Annotated in this window: 11 protein-coding genes; 5 read left to right on the forward strand and 6 right to left on the reverse strand. The window is 39.5% G+C overall.

Annotated elements, in window-relative coordinates:
* Positions 1-31: 31 nt before the first annotated feature.
* Entirely contained in the window at positions 32-901 is an 870-nt protein-coding gene (locus tag MKL38_RS05130) for an IS3 family transposase (RefSeq protein WP_270902571.1), read from the reverse strand.
* A gap of 5 nt (positions 902-906) precedes the next feature.
* Positions 907-1,416, reverse strand: a complete 510-nt coding sequence (locus tag MKL38_RS05135) for a helix-turn-helix domain-containing protein (RefSeq protein ID WP_270902241.1) — start codon at positions 1,414-1,416, stop codon at positions 907-909.
* 411 nt (positions 1,417-1,827) lie between these two features.
* Here MKL38_RS05135 and MKL38_RS05140 point away from each other — a divergent pair, with 411 nt between their 5' ends.
* Positions 1,828-2,388, forward strand: coding sequence for a TetR/AcrR family transcriptional regulator (locus tag MKL38_RS05140; protein WP_270902723.1), 561 nt, complete (start codon positions 1,828-1,830; stop codon positions 2,386-2,388).
* 74 nt (positions 2,389-2,462) lie between these two features.
* On the opposite strand, the gene MKL38_RS05145 is transcribed toward MKL38_RS05140, so the two are convergent.
* Positions 2,463-3,080, reverse strand: a complete 618-nt coding sequence (locus MKL38_RS05145; RefSeq protein ID WP_270902724.1) for a TetR/AcrR family transcriptional regulator — start codon at positions 3,078-3,080, stop codon at positions 2,463-2,465.
* An 80-nt stretch (positions 3,081-3,160) separates the two neighbouring features.
* On the opposite strand from MKL38_RS05145, the gene adeD reads away from it, so the two are divergent.
* Positions 3,161-4,285: a multidrug efflux RND transporter periplasmic adaptor subunit AdeD gene (adeD, locus tag MKL38_RS05150; RefSeq protein WP_333724200.1), complete on the forward strand. Its 1,125-nt coding sequence runs from the start codon at positions 3,161-3,163 to the stop codon at positions 4,283-4,285.
* Between the two features lie 9 nt (positions 4,286-4,294).
* On the forward strand, positions 4,295-7,408 hold the full coding sequence (gene adeE, locus MKL38_RS05155; RefSeq protein ID WP_270902725.1) for a multidrug efflux RND transporter permease subunit AdeE: 3,114 nt from the start codon (positions 4,295-4,297) through the stop codon (positions 7,406-7,408).
* Between the two features lie 77 nt (positions 7,409-7,485).
* On the opposite strand, the gene MKL38_RS05160 is transcribed toward adeE, so the two are convergent.
* Together MKL38_RS05160 and MKL38_RS05165 are read right to left on the reverse strand one after the other, a co-directional pair.
* A complete protein-coding gene (locus MKL38_RS05160) occupies positions 7,486-8,091 on the reverse strand; it encodes a nitroreductase family protein (RefSeq protein ID WP_151743855.1) in 606 nt (201 codons plus the stop codon).
* A gap of 33 nt (positions 8,092-8,124) precedes the next feature.
* Positions 8,125-8,910, reverse strand: a complete 786-nt coding sequence (locus MKL38_RS05165; RefSeq protein WP_270902726.1) for an SDR family NAD(P)-dependent oxidoreductase — start codon at positions 8,908-8,910, stop codon at positions 8,125-8,127.
* Between the two features lie 122 nt (positions 8,911-9,032).
* On the opposite strand from MKL38_RS05165, the gene MKL38_RS05170 reads away from it, so the two are divergent.
* The gene (locus MKL38_RS05170; RefSeq protein ID WP_270902727.1) at positions 9,033-9,599 is read left to right on the forward strand and encodes a TetR/AcrR family transcriptional regulator; all 567 of its coding nucleotides are present in this window, start codon (positions 9,033-9,035) and stop codon (positions 9,597-9,599) included.
* On the opposite strand, the gene MKL38_RS05175 is transcribed toward MKL38_RS05170, so the two are convergent.
* Positions 9,596-10,753, reverse strand: coding sequence for a glycerate kinase (locus MKL38_RS05175; protein ID WP_270902728.1), 1,158 nt, complete (start codon positions 10,751-10,753; stop codon positions 9,596-9,598). The genes MKL38_RS05170 and MKL38_RS05175 overlap by 4 nt on opposite strands.
* A gap of 398 nt (positions 10,754-11,151) precedes the next feature.
* Here MKL38_RS05175 and MKL38_RS05180 point away from each other — a divergent pair, with 398 nt between their 5' ends.
* Positions 11,152-13,560 (forward strand): FdhF/YdeP family oxidoreductase, encoded by a 2,409-nt coding sequence (locus tag MKL38_RS05180; RefSeq protein WP_270902729.1) that lies wholly within the window; start codon positions 11,152-11,154, stop codon positions 13,558-13,560.
* Positions 13,561-13,566 lie beyond the last annotated feature (6 nt).

Genomic DNA, 13,566 nt, shown 5'->3' on the forward strand with positions numbered 1-13,566 from the left:
ATAATCTGACCCCATAAAGTTGGACAGCTAATTAAGCAGTTTTTAAAAACTGATTTCTATATTGTACAGGGGATAAACCTTGTAACTTCACCTTGATTCTCTCATGATTATAATAATGAATGTACTCTTGTATGGTTTTCTCTAATTCATCAATTGATTGAAATTTTTCACCATGAAAGCACTCCGATTTTAATATTCCGAAGAAGCTTTCTATTACAGCATTATCCAAACAATTTCCCTTACGAGACATACTTTGAATTAAACCCTGTTGTTTTAATTGCTGTTGGTAATGAGCCATTTGATATTGCCATCCTTGATCGGAATGGAGAATTGGTTTTTCATGTCGTTTAAGTTTAGCCAAAGCATGAATGAGCATATCTTTTACTAACTCATAATTGAGTTTGCGTTGGATTCGGAATGTAATAATTTCCCCATTAAATAAATCTATAATCGGGGATAGGTAAAGTTTTTCACCGTTCACATTAAATTCCGTTACATCAGTTGCCCATTTCTGATTTGGTCGATTTGCTTTAAATTGCCGTTGTAAAACGTTATCAGCCACTATCCCGACACAACCACTTTTATATGAGCGATATTTTAGTGCTCTGATACGTGATTTAAGTCCCATAGTTTTCATGAGTCGATATACACATTTATGGTTAATCATTATTCCTGTACTTTTCAGAGCAAGAGTAATTCTACGATAGCCATAGCATCCCTTATGCTTATGGTATATGGACTTAATCTGCTGTTTTAACTCAGTATATTTATCATTAGAGCGTATAGCTTTCATGTGGTAGAAATAAGTACTACGGGCTATCTTGGCAATACTGAGTAAGAGCTTTAATGGATAAATTTGCCTTAATTCTGAAATAATTTGAACACTGTCTGCAGTACAAATTGAATTTAAGTACGTTGCTTCAGTTTTAAGGCTTTTAGCTTTTTTAAAAAAGCGACCTCTGCGCGTAAAGCTGTAAGCTCATCAATGAGCTCTTGCTGAGACTTGTCTTTATCATCTCTTGTTGGTTTCACTGTTTTAGTTTTATCTTGCTTAGTCATATTGGTATAAGTCCGTTTAGTATTAAACCCAGCAATCCCTTCTTTATGATACAGAGCTAGCCATCTTCTTAAAATTGACGTCCCGCTCAGATTTAACCGTCTTCTTACTTCTCTTACGGGTATCTTATCAAGAAGCATTTGTATTGCATTGATTTTAAATTCTGAAGAATAATAAGTTTTTTGAATTTTAATATTAAGCCCATCAGTACCATGTGCCTTATAGTTTTCAATCCATAACCGAATGGTTTGGAGATCTACATTAAACTCTTTGGAAAGAATTTTATAGCCTTTACTACCATCTAAATAAGCCTGAATTACTTTGAGTTTTAACTCTTTTGAATGCTTTGGAACTGGCATAGGTCACACCTTATAAGTTTAAAAAGTCTAACTTATGGGGTGCAGTTCAGAACGGGAGGGGGACACCTTCGGGTGTGCTGGCCACGTTTGACCAGTCTGCTAACCCCCTTTCGTTCTGCCACCATAATTCCTATTCATGTCTGGCAGAACTCCCAATAAAAAGGAGTTGGCTTTGCACATTCTTAATTTCTTGGCAGCCTTTGCCAAAGTCTATATCGACACAACTTAAACTTTTAAAGCAGTTTGATGGCCATTGGGCTTTTCAGGCTTTAAATCGTCACGACCAAAAAACTTAATCAACAATAAAACTTGAGATGTGCCAAGCACAGTCTTTACGGCTTTGCTATGCCTTTTTTTCTCCCAAAAAAGTATCTCGTTTATCTACAACAATAATTTTATAACGGTAAAAATATGCGACATTTAGTGATCTCACCACGTGCCATACAAGTCGTAAATAAATCGATTAATCTGTTTCACAACCACGGATTTCATACTGTTGGAATAGACAGAATCGTGAAAGATTCTCAAATTCCAAAAGCGACTTTTTATCATTATTTTCACTCTAAAGAGCGGTTTATCGAAATCTGTTTAACTGTGCAAAAAGAACGCCTAAAAGAAAAAGTAGTATCAATTGCTGACTACGACCAAGGTGCAGGTGTGATGGATAAACTAAAAGCACTTTATTTTTTACATACCGATTTAGAAGGGTTGTACTACGTATTATTTAAAGCCATTTTTGAAACGAAACTGACCTATCCCAAAGCCTATCAAATTGCAGTGAGGTATAGAACGTGGCTACTTAATGAAATCTATAGCCAACTTATAAAGCTAAAAAACGATGCGACTTTTCAGGATGCCAAACTATTTTTATATATGATTGAAGGCGCGATTATTCAGCTTTTAAGCTCGGGTCAAGTAGGGGATAGAGAGAAGATATTAGAATGTTTTTTGAAGCAGTTTAAAGCGGCGTAGTATGTATCCTTCATCGCTTTTCAAGTTTAGCTATTTCATAAAAAGCCCTTCTTATCAAAGGGCTTTTTTTAAATCTATTCTTTATATTGCCATGCTTTTAAAAAGGTTCGGCAAACCTCTTCATTTAACTGTTGTAGTTCTTGTTGGGTTGGTACATTTCCACCTATCAGTGTGGCTGGATATGCATATCCCATAACAGCACCAAGAAAAGCTTTTGTTGCTTCATTTGGATCTTCAATTTTAATCAGACCAGTATTGTTAGCTGTTTCCAGAATTTGGCTTAAAGATCGTTTAATATTTCCTTGAGCACGTTGCTGAATTTTTGGAAGAATTTCAGGCATTTCAACTAAAGCAATAATAAGTAATCTTTGCAGACGAATTACATCAAGATTGTAAAAGTGATTTTGTACAGCTTGTCCAATTTCTAACAGCAGTTGATCTAGTCGCTTATTTTTCAACTCATATTGTTCAATGAATGGCACTGCCATTTCTGTTTTGAAATGCTCAAAAACTTCAATAAGTAGGGCAGTCTTTGTAGGGAAGTGATTATATAGCGTTTGTCGATTTGTTCCTGCTTTAGTAGCAATCATTTCTAGGCGGACTTCTAATCCATGTTCTAGAAATAATGCACGTGCTGCTGCCACAATAGTAGGGCGAATTCGAGAAGGGCGACCTGGAGATTTTTTTAACATATTGGGGTTTTCTTGCACATCCTATTTATTTACTTTACAGTAAAGTAAATAAATTGTCTATAAGTCTAGGGTGCCAAAATATGTTTGGTTTGGGTTTTTTTTATCATAAGTCCTTGTGGTTATTGCCTTTACTACTTTTTCTTAATGGGTGTGATTCTGACAAGCCTATTACTAAAAATATTCAACAGGTGGGTATTATCACTATAAAGCCAGAAACAATTGAATCTACATATGAATTGGCTGGAAGAACGGTAGCCTCAGAAATTTCTCAGGTACGTCCACAAGTGAACGGAGTGGTTGTCGAGCAATTGTTTAAAGAAGGGTCTCAAGTCAGCAAGGGGCAACCACTTTATAAAATTGATTCTTCACTTTATCGGGATAGCGTTGATGAAGCTGCGGGGAACCTTGCACTTGCTAAAGCAACAGTAAATTCGACTCGTCTGCAAGCTGAGCGCTATAAAGAATTAATTAAGGTAAATGGCATTAGTCAGCAAGAACTCGATAATGCTCAAAGTGCATATGAACAAGCGAAGGCGACTGTTGCAGTAAATGAAGCTGTACTAAAAACAGCCCGAACCAATTTACGTTATACACAAGTTGCTGCACCTATTTCAGGACGGATAGGACGCTCTTCGATTACACGCGGAGCTTTAGTCACTTCTGCTCAAACAGATCCTTTAGCAACGATTCAAAAACTAGATCCAATGTATGTTGATTTGACTCAGTCTAGTGATGAATACATGGCATTGCGTAAACAGCTTACTGAAAATGGAATAAAACCCGCTGAACTTTCAGTTCAGTTACAGCTTAATAACGGGACAGACTATTCCCAAAAGGGAACCTTCAAGTTTAGTGATATTGCTGTGGATGAAGCTACTGGAAGTGTCACATTACGAGCTGCATTTTCTAACCCCAATAATGCTTTATTGCCGGGAATGTATGTGCGCGCAGAACTCGAAACTGGTACACGTCCCGAAAGTATATTGATTCCACAAGGTGCACTTATTCGCGATGCCGATGGGAACGCTCTTGTATGGGTTGTTGGAAAAGATAATAAAGCCGAACAACGAAAAATTACTTTAGGGAGTGCGATTGATAATCGTTGGTTAGTGATATCTGGTTTGAGGTCAGGTGATCGGGTCATTGTTGATGGTCTGCAAAGTTTAAGTGTTGGTATGTCTATTGAACCAACCCCAATGAGCTGAGGATTGCGTATGTTGTCGAGTTTTTTTATTGCACGACCTATTTTTGCTTGGGTCCTCTCTATTTGTATTATGGCGTTGGGGACAATTTCTATTTTAACTTTACCCATTGAGCAATATCCTGATATTGCACCACCTGGAGTGAATGTTACAGCGAATTATCCGGGAGCATCGGCCAAAACTGTTGAAGATAGTGTCACCCAGATTTTGGAGCAGCAAATTAAAGGGATTGATGGCCTCCTTTATTTTTCATCAAGTAGTAGTTCGGCAGGTCAAGCACGAATAAGCCTTAGTTTTGATCAAAATACCAATCCTGACACTGCTCAGGTTCAAGTACAAAATTCGGTGAATCAGGCACTTAGTCGCTTACCTCAAGAGGTGCAGCAACAAGGAATAACAGTAACAAAGTCACAGGGTGATAGTTTATTGGTCTTTGCGCTTTATGATGAAAGTGGCACGAGATCTTCTGTCGACATATCTGACTATATGGTGAGTACACTTCAAGACCCCTTAAGTCGGGTAGATGGAGTGGGTGAAATCACCGTATTTGGTGCTCAATATGCAATGCGCATCTGGCTTGATCCGCATAAATTAAACAGTTATGGCTTAATGCCTTCAGATGTTAGAACTGCGATTGAAGCACAAAATACGCAAATTACAGCAGGAGAGTTGGGCGCATTACCAACCCGTGATGGACAGGCTTTAAATGCAACAGTAACAGCATTATCTCGGCTACAAACTGTGAGCCAATTTGAAAATATTATTTTGCGTACACAAACAAATGGTGCGGTCGTATTACTTAAAGATGTTGCCCGAGTAGAGCGTGGTGCAGAGAGTTATCAGACTTCTACACGTCTGAATGGAAAAGCAGCTTCGGGTATGTCTATTCAACTTGCGTCTGGTGCCAATGCATTAGAAACGGCTGAGCGAGTTAAAGCTGAGGTCACAAGACTAACTGCCGCTATGCCAGCGGGTCTAAAGGTTGCATATCCACGAGACAGTACTCCATTTGTTGAAGCTTCTGTCAATGGAGTCATTACAACTTTAGCGGAAGCGATTGTCCTCGTCATTATTGTCATGTTCTTATTTTTACAAAGTTGGCGTGCGACCTTAATTCCAGCGATTGCCGTTCCCGTTGTGTTGTTGGGGACTTTTGGTGTATTGAGTGTGCTTGGGTATAGCATTAATACTTTAACTTTATTTGCGATGGTTTTGGCAATTGGTTTGCTTGTAGATGACGCAATTGTGGTCGTAGAAAATGTCGAGCGGGTTATGCATGAGCAAAATCTTGATGCTCGGCAAGCCACCTTAATTTCAATGCAAGAAATATCTGGCGCGCTTGTCGGTATTGCAATGGTACTCGCGGCGGTATTTCTACCTATGGCATTTTTTGGTGGTTCGGTCGGGATTATCTATCGTCAATTTTCGGTAACGCTTGTATCAGCCATGGTACTTTCAGCAATTGTTGCATTAACACTATCGCCCGCTTTATGCGCTACGTTACTTAAGCCAGTGAATGGAAAACATAAACAGAGAAGATTTTTTACTTGGTTTAATCATAAAGTTGAACAAGGACAAACTGGGTATCGTAAAAAATTACTCGTGATTTTAGAAAAACCAAAAATATTCATGTTCATATTCTTAGGTATTACTGCGCTATTGGCTTGGCAATATACACGCATGAATACGGGGTTTTTACCACAAGAAGACCAAGGTTCAGTTATGGTCCAATTTAGCACCCCAGTAGGGACTACATTATCTGAAACAGAACGTATAGGTAATCAGATATCAGATTATTTTTTGACGAAAGAAAAGGATAATCTCAATGTAATTTTTATGGTGATGGGAAGAAATAATGCGGGCAGTGGGCAAAACGTTGGAATGGCATTTGCCGGACTCAAACATTGGGATGACCGAGAAGGTAGTGAAAATACAGCAGAAGCGATCATCGCTCGTGCAAACGCACATTTTAAATCACTACGTGAAGCACGAGTTCAGGTACTTTCACCCGCCGCTGTAAGAGGTCTTGGACAATCAAGTGGTTTTGAACTTTGGTTACAAGATGCTGAAAATAAAGGACGAGATGCTTTACTCTCTGCACAAAATAATGTGCTTAAAGAAGCAAATACTGATTCTGGTCTAGCCGCAGTACGTTTGAATAGCCTAGAAGATAAAGCCCAGTTACAAGTTGATATCGATCAAAGAAAAGCGAGTGCTCTTGGCTTAGCTCAGGCAGATATTAGTAATACATTATCCTCTGCTTGGGGCGGATCTTATATTAATGACTTCATTGATAGAGGACGTGTAAAGCGGGTTTATTTACAAGGTGAGGCTATATATCGTTCTTTACCTCAAGATATTGGACAATGGTATGTCCGTGGCGCTACTGGTCAAATGACACCATTCTCTAGCTTCTCTTCTGTAAAATGGCAAATGGGACCTCAAATGTTGCAACGCTTTAATGGTCTTTCATCTGTGCAAATTCAAGGGGCTGCCGCAGCTGGTGAAAGTTCTGGTGGGGCTATGGATAAAATGCAGCAGTTAATTGATAAACAACAAGGCTTTAATCTTCAGTGGAGTGGATTGTCTTATCAAGAAAAGCTAGCGGGTAGTCAAACGATCTGGTTATATTTGGCATCTATTATTTTTATCTTTCTGTGTCTTGCAGCACTTTATGAAAGTTGGTCTATTCCACTTTCAGTGCTGCTTGTGATTCCACTAGGGCTTATTGGAGCAGTAATTGCTGCCAGTCTGGCAGGGTATGTCAATGATATCTATTTCCAAGTGGCTATGCTCACGACCATTGGGCTTTCTGCTAAGAATGCTATTTTAATTGTTGAATTTGCGGCAGCTAAGTTAGAGGCTGGTCATACATTAATGGCCGCCATTATTGAAGGTGCGGGTCAGCGATTAAGACCAATTATTATGACATCTCTTGCCTTTGTTGCTGGCGTTCTGCCTTTGGCTGTGTCTACAGGTGCGGGTGCTGTGAGCCGAAAAGAAATTGGTATAGCAGTAACTGGAGGTATGATTTCAGGAACACTACTTTCTATTTTCTTTGTGCCTTTGTTTTTTCTTTTAGTGCGTCGTTTAACGAATAGGTTAAACACTAGGCGAGAAAAATGATTCCAAAAAAATAAGAATGTCATTAACAGTTAGGCCCTCATGCCATAAATAGCGTGAGGGCCTAAAAGTTTAATAACTTAGAATGTATTTTTAATAATTACATCATCAAAAGGAAGTTTGCCCACACGTGGGTAGGGCTCGGAAGCTGACTTACCAACCGCAATCATTAAACACACCACATGATCTTCAGGTAAGTTAATTAACTTCGCCATCGCATCAAAGTCAAAACCATCCATTGGGCAACTGTCTAAACCATGCTCTTGGGCAAGCAACATTAAAGTTTGAGCAAAAATACCCGCACTACGCATCACTTCGTCACGTTGGGTTTGTGGGCGGTCACGGTAATATTGGTCAATTGCACCAACCATAATATTTTGAACTTCCGGAGAAGCTCCATCCCACACACGTTTAGCATCGGCTTCCCACGAGCTTACTTTTGCGCATAGCACAATCAGTAATGATGCTTCGGTAACTTGTGGCTGGTCCCAAGCAATGGTACGAATTTTTTGTCTTAGTTCAGCGTCTTCAATTACAACAGGGCGCCAGTGCTGCAAATTAAACGCACTTGGTGCATTTGCTAAAACTTCATGTAATAACTGTTGTTTATTTTCTTCAGAGAGTTGAAATGAAGAATCGAAGCGTTTAATAGCACGACGTTTCTGAATGGCATCAATAACGTTCATAAGATTTTCCTACTTGAGAATTGGGTAGCAGCATTAGTTAGTTTTATAACGTTGGGCTACTTCAGCCGAAGAAAAGTTTGGTAGTAATGTGATACGTGATTTTTCAAAATTATTCCATTGATTTTCGTCTTTTAGCACAGGAATTGTGATCGTTTCTTTACGGTCAAAACCAATCAGAGCTGCATCGACCAAATCATTGACATTCATTAATGGTGGAACTTGGCTTAAGTCGATGCCTGAACGTTCCCAAATTTCGGTTTTAGTTGCAGAAGGCAATACCGCTTGAACATGCACGCCATGATCTTTTAACTCTAAATGTAAGCCTTGGCTAAAAAATTGGATGAAAGATTTACTTGCGCCATAAATGGTCGAACCAAATTCAGGCGCTAATCCAAGCACTGAACCTAAATTAATAATAGCGCCTTTACCTTTGCGTAGAAGAGGTTGCGAAATTGCATGAGACAACCGAACAACCGCAGTCATATTTAAAGTAATGAGTTTTTCAATGTCTTTAATATCTTGAGTCAAAAAGTTTCCGTTCAGTGCAATACCTGCGTTATTTACTAAAATTTCAATATCAGCATCATTTTTGAGTACATCTTCAATTTTACTGATGTCTTGATCTTTTGATAGATCGGCTTGAATGAACTCGACTTGAACACCGTATTTTTCTTGAAGGTCTTTTGAGATTTTATCTAAGCGGTTGGTGTCTCGTGCAACCAAGATTAAGTTATGGCCACGTTGAGCAAATCGGTCTGCATAGACAGAACCAATTCCCGACGAAGCTCCTGTAATAAGTACTTTTGATTGAACTGACATGTGATGTCTCCACGCTTTAATTTTAGATGATGACTATAATCTAAAATATGCAAGTTTTGATGTCAACCATAATCAATGTATAATTATAAGCGGTAGGGTGAATAAAAAGTGAGTAGGCCAACATGAAAGTCAGTAAAACTCAGGTAAAAGAAAACCGAGAAAAAATTGTTGAAAAGGCGACTCAACTCTTTCGTAACAAAGGCTATGACGGAGTTGGCATTGCCGAATTAATGTCTAGCGCAGGCTTTACTCACGGCGGCTTTTATAAACATTTCACTTCGAAAACAGACCTTGTCTCGATTACCGTTAAGCACGGGCTTGAGCAGATTTTAAAAAGAATAGAAGGTTTAAACTTAACTCAATTTATTCAGCTTTATGTGTCTCGCACTCATCGAGATAACCGAGATTTGGGTTGTACCTTAACAGCATTATCTTGTGATGCTGCACGACAGCCAGACGAAGTAAAAGTCGAATTTGAAGAGGGTATTGAGCAACTTATTCAGTTCATTATGAATGAACGAGCAAAACAAGTTTCTTTGGAAGCGCCAGAGTTGAGAAAGCAAGCTATTAATATTCTTGCCCAATCTGTAGGGGCAATTGCCTTGTCTCGCGCCTGCCCAGACCAATCAAACCTTAGCGATGAAATATTGGAAAGCTGTAAAGAGAGCCTTTTAAAGTTAGCCGATTAAACTTTCATATCTCTCAAACTGGTTTGGCTAAACTGAATTAATCTCGCAATATCGATTGTTCTTTCGAAAATGAGTTCTGCTGCTTGTTCGCAGGCTTGTTCTAGTGTGATTGGACCATTTGTTAGTGAAAAAGCAGCCGTAACACCGTGTTGATAAAGCGCTTGGTAGCCTTCACCTAAAGTACCTGCAATCACAATAACAGGCACATTTTTCTTTTTTGAGACTCGACTCACACCAAAAACTGTTTTGCCATTTAAGGTTTGCTGGTCAAATTTGCCTTCACCTGTAATGACCCAATCTGCGTTAGAGATTTTATGAGCAAGCTGATTGAGCTCAGCTACAACTTCAACTCCAGCTTTAAATTCAGCATTTAAATAACTTTTAGCTGCAAAGCCTAAACCACCCGCAGCACCCGAACCCGCTTCATCTCTTTTATCGAAACCAAGAAGTTGTGCAGAGACATCGGCAAAATGGGCAAGGGCTTGATCAAGTAACTGTACTTGAGCAGGGGTAGCACCTTTTTGTGGACCAAAAATATAGGATGCACCGTTTGGGCCGCAAAGTGGATTGGTGACATCGGCAGCCAGTAAAAAACGTGTCTGCTGAATACGCGGGTCGAAATGGGTTAAATCAATTTTTGACAGGTTACTTAGACCGAGACCACCAGCGGGTAAAACATGTTGGTTCGAGTCTAATAAATGTGCGCCTAATGCAGTTAATAAACCAGTGCCGCCATCGTTGGTTGCACTACCGCCCACGGTTAAAATAATGTCTTTTGCACCTGCGTCTAAAGCATCTAAAATGAGCTGGCCTGTTCCAAAAGTTGTGCTTTGGCAGGCATCACGTTCTGAAGGTGGCACTAACTGTATGCCGCTGGCTTGAGCCATTTCAATCATGGCTATTTTTTGTTGTTCTAACCATCCCCATTTTGCCTGAACAGGTTTACCTAAGGGTCCAACCACAGTTTTTTCACGCCATTCACCTTTGCAGACTTCTAACACTGCTTCAAGTGTGCCTTCACCCCCATCTGCCATAGGGCATAGAATTGTTTCGGCCTCAGGAAAAACCTCTTGCCATGCTTGAGCAATTGCCTGTGCTACGCCCAAAGCCGACAGGCTGTCTTTAAAAGAATCTGGCGCAATCACAACCTTCATACGTTCTCTAAATCTGTTTTTTTCAATTAATTTATACTGCTTAAACCAATAAAAACCTACTTAAAATGACGTAAATTTCAGTTCATCACACCATTTCTATTTGTGAAAAATATAAAGTTAATTATGTTTTTATCTGTAAAAAAATAGATCTTTCTGATGTTAAGGTATTGTTATTATTTAATTTAAATGATTTTTTAGATTTGGCTAAATTATTGTAATTATAAAAAATATGGCACATATTATAAGAACGATTGAGCCAGCTTTTAAAATATTGGGAATAGCATAAAAAGCGGACTCTACCCATAAGCTAGACAGCAGATAGCGTAGATATAACCATAATTAAATTGTGAATTTATTGCATCTGTTGAATGTGTAAAAAGAAATAAGAGGATGACAAAGTGGATAATTCTGAAGAACAAAAGCATATACAAGAAAATAACGGCTTTGCGCGAATTGAACCCTACACTCATCCTGCTGGGGGATGGGGGGCACTACTGAGTGTCGCTCGAAATCTAAAACGACAAGATATTTTAAAAAAAGGTTCAATTACCTTACTCAATATTAACCAACCTACAGGCTTTGATTGTCCGGGATGCGCATGGCCTGAAAAGAAAAATGCTCATGCGTTTAATTTCTGTGAAAACGGAGCAAAAGCGGTTGCCTTTGAAGCAACCAGTAAAACAGTTACTCCTGAATATTTTGCAGGTCATACAGTCAGTTGGTTGTCTGAACAAAGTGATTTTTTTCTTGAAGACTTAGGGCGTTTAACCGATCCAGTCCGCTACGATGCAGCAACTGATAAATATGTACCTATTTCATGGGATGAAGCTTTTCAGATTATTGCTAAGCATTTACATGCGCTAGACAACCCAGACCAAGCTGCGTTTTATACGTCTGGTCGCGCCAGTAACGAAGCGGCATTTCTATATCAACTATTTGTGCGAAGCTTTGGTACAAATAACTTTCCAGATTGTTCGAACATGTGCCATGAAACCACAAGCGTTGGACTGCTTGATTCGATTGGTTTAGGAAAGGGCACAGTCACCCTAGAAGACTTTGATTTAGCCGATGCAATTTTTAGTTTTGGGCATAATCCCGGAACCAATCACCCACGTATGTTAGGCACTTTGCGTGAAGTGTCTAAACGTGGTGGCAACATTGTTGCGATTAACCCAATTAAAGAACGAGGACTTGAACGTTTCCAAGACCCACAAGCACCACTTGAAATGATGACCAATGGCAGTACACCTATTAGCCGTTATTATTTCCAACCTAAAATTGGTGGTGATTATGCACTGATGTTAGGTATTTTAAAGCATTTAAATGAGTGGGATAAAAAAGCCCTTGCCTCAGGAAAACCAAGTGTTTTTGACCGAAACTTTATTGCGGTCAATACCATTGGTTTTGATGAAATGATTGCTGAGGTTGAAAAAACTGAATGGGCAGATATCTATAAACATTCAGGTTTGTCTGCTGAACATTTAGAAAAACTAGCCAAACTCTTTTTAGAGTCTGAGCGTTCAATTTTTTGTTGGGGTATGGGAATTACCCAGCATCGCCACGGAACTGCCAATGTACATATGTTAGCGAATTTATTGTTGGCTCGTGGGCAAATTGGCAGGCCAGGTGCAGGCCTATGTCCGGTTCGTGGACACAGTAATGTGCAAGGCGACCGAACCATGGGCATTAATGAACTGCCTAGCCCTAAATTACTAGACAACATTGACCGCGTGTTTGGGATTAAATCCCCTAGAAAAAATGGACATGGTGTCGTCGAAACCATTAAAGCGATGGCTGAAGGCGAGGTCAAAGTATTTATTGGTTTGGGTGGGAACTTTGCAGTTGCGACTCCGGATACACCGTATACTCAAGAAGCTCTCAGAAAGTGTAATTTAACCGTTCATGTTGCAACCAAGTTAAACCGTAGTCATTTGGTGTGTGGTAAAGAGGCACTGATTTTGCCATGTTTAGGCCGTACCGAAATTGATGAGCAACTTCATGGCCCACAGGCAATTTCAGTCGAAGATTCGATGAGTAATATTCATCTGTCAGCAGGGCGTAACACTCCAATTTCTGAGAATATTTTATCGGAACCAGACATTGTGGCAAGAATGGCAGAGGCAGTGTTACCAGATAGCCAAATTAAATGGAAATGGTACATCGAAAGCTATGACCGTATTCGTGATTCAATTGCCGATGTCTTTGATGAATTCCATGATTTTAATTTACGTGTCTATGAACCAGGTGGATTCCACTTAGAGCATCCAGCCAATCAGCACATCTGGAATACAAAAAGTGGTAAAGCACAGTTTATGATTACGCCACTTAATGAAGTCTATGGCGATAAAGAAAATCAATATGCTGCTGCCTATACCGAGAGTAAAGTTTATACCTTAATGACGACTCGTTCTCACGATCAGTACAACACGACGCTATATGGTCTTGATGACCGTTACCGTGGGGTCTTTGGTCAACGCCGTGTATTGTTTATGAATCAGGCCGATATTGATGAAGCTGGCTTCGAAGCAAACCAGTGGGTCGATATTGAAAGTGTTTTCTCGGATGGTGTTAAACGTATTGTGCATAGTTTCCGAATCGTGCCTTACAACATTCCACGGGGCAGCTTAGCCGCTTACTATCCAGAGACTAATCCTTTAGTGGCCTTAAGCAGTCATGATAAATATGCCAAGATTCCAGCTTCAAAAAGTGTTCCTGTTATTTTGCATGCTGGTGATGCACCTGAACACTTTAATTTGGCAACAGCAGTTGACCCTGAAGATGCAGATAGAAAAGTAAGCAGCCTTTAAATCAAA

The organism is Acinetobacter sp. AOR14_HL, assembly GCF_027855175.1.
In the GTDB taxonomy this organism is placed as follows: domain Bacteria; phylum Pseudomonadota; class Gammaproteobacteria; order Pseudomonadales; family Moraxellaceae; genus Acinetobacter; species Acinetobacter calcoaceticus.

What these genes read in the sequence shown, in the direction of transcription:
- adeE (WP_270902725.1), top strand. Translation starts at nt 4,295, where the DNA reads ATGTTGTCGAGTTTTTTTATTGCACGACCTATTTTTGCTTGGGTCCTC.
- MKL38_RS05145 (WP_270902724.1), bottom strand. Translation starts at nt 3,080, where the DNA reads ATGTTAAAAAAATCTCCAGGTCGCCCTTCTCGAATTCGCCCTACTATT.
- MKL38_RS05140 (WP_270902723.1), top strand. Translation starts at nt 1,828, where the DNA reads ATGCGACATTTAGTGATCTCACCACGTGCCATACAAGTCGTAAATAAA.
- MKL38_RS05175 (WP_270902728.1), bottom strand. Translation starts at nt 10,753, where the DNA reads ATGAAGGTTGTGATTGCGCCAGATTCTTTTAAAGACAGCCTGTCGGCT.
- adeD (WP_333724200.1), top strand. Translation starts at nt 3,161, where the DNA reads ATGTTTGGTTTGGGTTTTTTTTATCATAAGTCCTTGTGGTTATTGCCT.
- MKL38_RS05165 (WP_270902726.1), bottom strand. Translation starts at nt 8,910, where the DNA reads ATGTCAGTTCAATCAAAAGTACTTATTACAGGAGCTTCGTCGGGAATT.
- MKL38_RS05135 (WP_270902241.1), bottom strand. Translation starts at nt 1,416, where the DNA reads ATGCCAGTTCCAAAGCATTCAAAAGAGTTAAAACTCAAAGTAATTCAG.
- MKL38_RS05160 (WP_151743855.1), bottom strand. Translation starts at nt 8,091, where the DNA reads ATGAACGTTATTGATGCCATTCAGAAACGTCGTGCTATTAAACGCTTC.
- MKL38_RS05170 (WP_270902727.1), top strand. Translation starts at nt 9,033, where the DNA reads ATGAAAGTCAGTAAAACTCAGGTAAAAGAAAACCGAGAAAAAATTGTT.